We start from the raw sequence: 1,796 nt of genomic DNA, 5'->3' as shown, positions 1-1,796 counted from the left end.
GATGTATTGCGTGCCCTGAAAGATGGCTTGGATCAGCATCCGTCGATTACGAAGGATGAGCGCGAACGTTATCTGAACTTCATCTCCGTCGCGCGTAAAGAGTACGATGATATTGCCAAAAAAGAAGTGCAGAAGGCCTTCGTTTATTCCTTCGAAGAGTCAGCCAAAACCATTTTCGACAACTATCTCGATAATATTGAGGCTTACTGCAACTGGGGCAAAATCAAGGATCCGCTCACCGGTGAGGAGATGGATCCAGATGAGCGCTTGATGCGGTCCATCGAGGAGCAAATTGGCATTTCTGAAAATGCGAAAAAAGCGTTCCGTGAAGAAATTCTGATCCGTATTTCCTCCTATTCCCGCAAGGGCAGGAAATTCGACTACAGCAGCCACGAGCGTCTGCGTGAAGCTATTGAGAAGAAGCTGTTTGCTGATCTGAAGGATATCGTGAAGATCACAACATCGTCGAAAACGCCGGATGAGAAGCAGCTGAAGAAAATTAACGATGTGACGAAGCAGTTAATTGATGAGCACGGGTATTGCCCCGTATGCGCGAATGAGTTGCTGCGTTATGTGGGAAGCTTGCTGAACAGATAACAAGAGTTTTGAGCCCGAGGCGCTGATGGCGCTTCGGGCTTTTTTGTTTTGCGCAGCTGGCGGAGCCAGGGCAGTGCAGGGCATAGCCATAGCCATAGCCATAGCCATAGCCATAGCCATAGCCATAAGGCTCCCCCCATCCTGTACGGCGGCGGTGTGGGTGCCTGCGCGGCGCAGGGTGCTACAGGGTGCTAACGATGCCAAAACGATCATTTTGGCAGGGAGCGGGCACAGAGTGGAGGAGCTACTTATAATTAACGCCGATTCCTACTTCTATTCTCTGCAAATGCACTACTTTTACGCATTCAACTCCAGTTTCTACCGCTAATTCCACCGAATTTACCAGATTCGTCCAAATACTGACGATATAGATGTAGCTTCTACCGCTATTTCATTCGCCGCCATTGAACCGTGCAGATTAACGGTAGTTATTCCATCTAACTCAGCTGAGGCGCCTTAAAAGATCGTCTCAATGGAACTCTGCAGCTCATCTCAGCTCATCTCATGTGAGCAATCATGCATTTGCCTGGTAAGGAACAGAGTTCCCTTATTAGCCGCGGAGTTGATGTGCTCGTGGTGCTGGGTAAGCTGGGAACATCTGCATTTATTTGGTAAATAGGAACACGGAATCTAGCAATCTATCATATACTATTTTAACGTCGAGCAAGGGAGGTGTAGCAGATAATGAAAGGGAACTTTATGAAAAAAACAGGGATTGTTTTCTTGTTTTTTGTAAGCTTTATGGCTGTGCTTATGACTTGGGAAATGAATATATTATCAAATTATGGGGGGATATGTTTAATAGGATTTTGTTTCGGCGCAGCCATACTAATGTGGTTGGATGTGCTGGAAGTCAACGAGGCCATTCAACGATCTGTAAAAAAGGATGGCAAACGAACAAAAGCCGAACACTGAACCTCCAAAGGACAATTCCCCCCAGAAAAAATCCAATGAACTGAACAAATCATCAGATCTTTTCGGATTTGGCAGAATGATGGACAAACTTCCCCTCCACAAGCTTTCAGCCCGTATGGCGTACTGCATGTTTTTTGATTTGCTCCTCCTCTTATTTGTTATCATTTTGCGTGTGACGGGAACCCAAGTGAATGAATTCCCTAATGCATGGGATTTTCGATTTATCGTCATGACGACGATCATTGTGTTTTTTATTGGGCTTTGCGATCTTATAGGTGTTAGGA

General features: G+C 45.9%; 2 protein-coding genes and 1 pseudogene. All 3 read left to right on the top strand.

Translation table 11 applies throughout. The features are described 5' to 3' along the window. Positions 1–597, top strand: a pseudogene (locus AC1DUA_RS36115) (protein prkA); the annotation flags it as partial. 684 nt (positions 598–1,281) lie between these two features. Then, a complete protein-coding gene (locus AC1DUA_RS36110) occupies positions 1,282–1,512 on the top strand; it encodes a hypothetical protein (protein WP_477504316.1) in 231 nt (76 codons plus the stop codon). A 76-nt stretch (positions 1,513–1,588) separates the two neighbouring features. Further along, on the top strand, positions 1,589–1,796 hold a 208-nt coding region (locus tag AC1DUA_RS36105; protein ID WP_477504315.1), incomplete at its 3' end, for a hypothetical protein.

Source organism: Paenibacillus sp. 01T422 (assembly GCF_056398785.1).
This window is presented reverse-complemented; position numbering and strand designations above follow the sequence as displayed.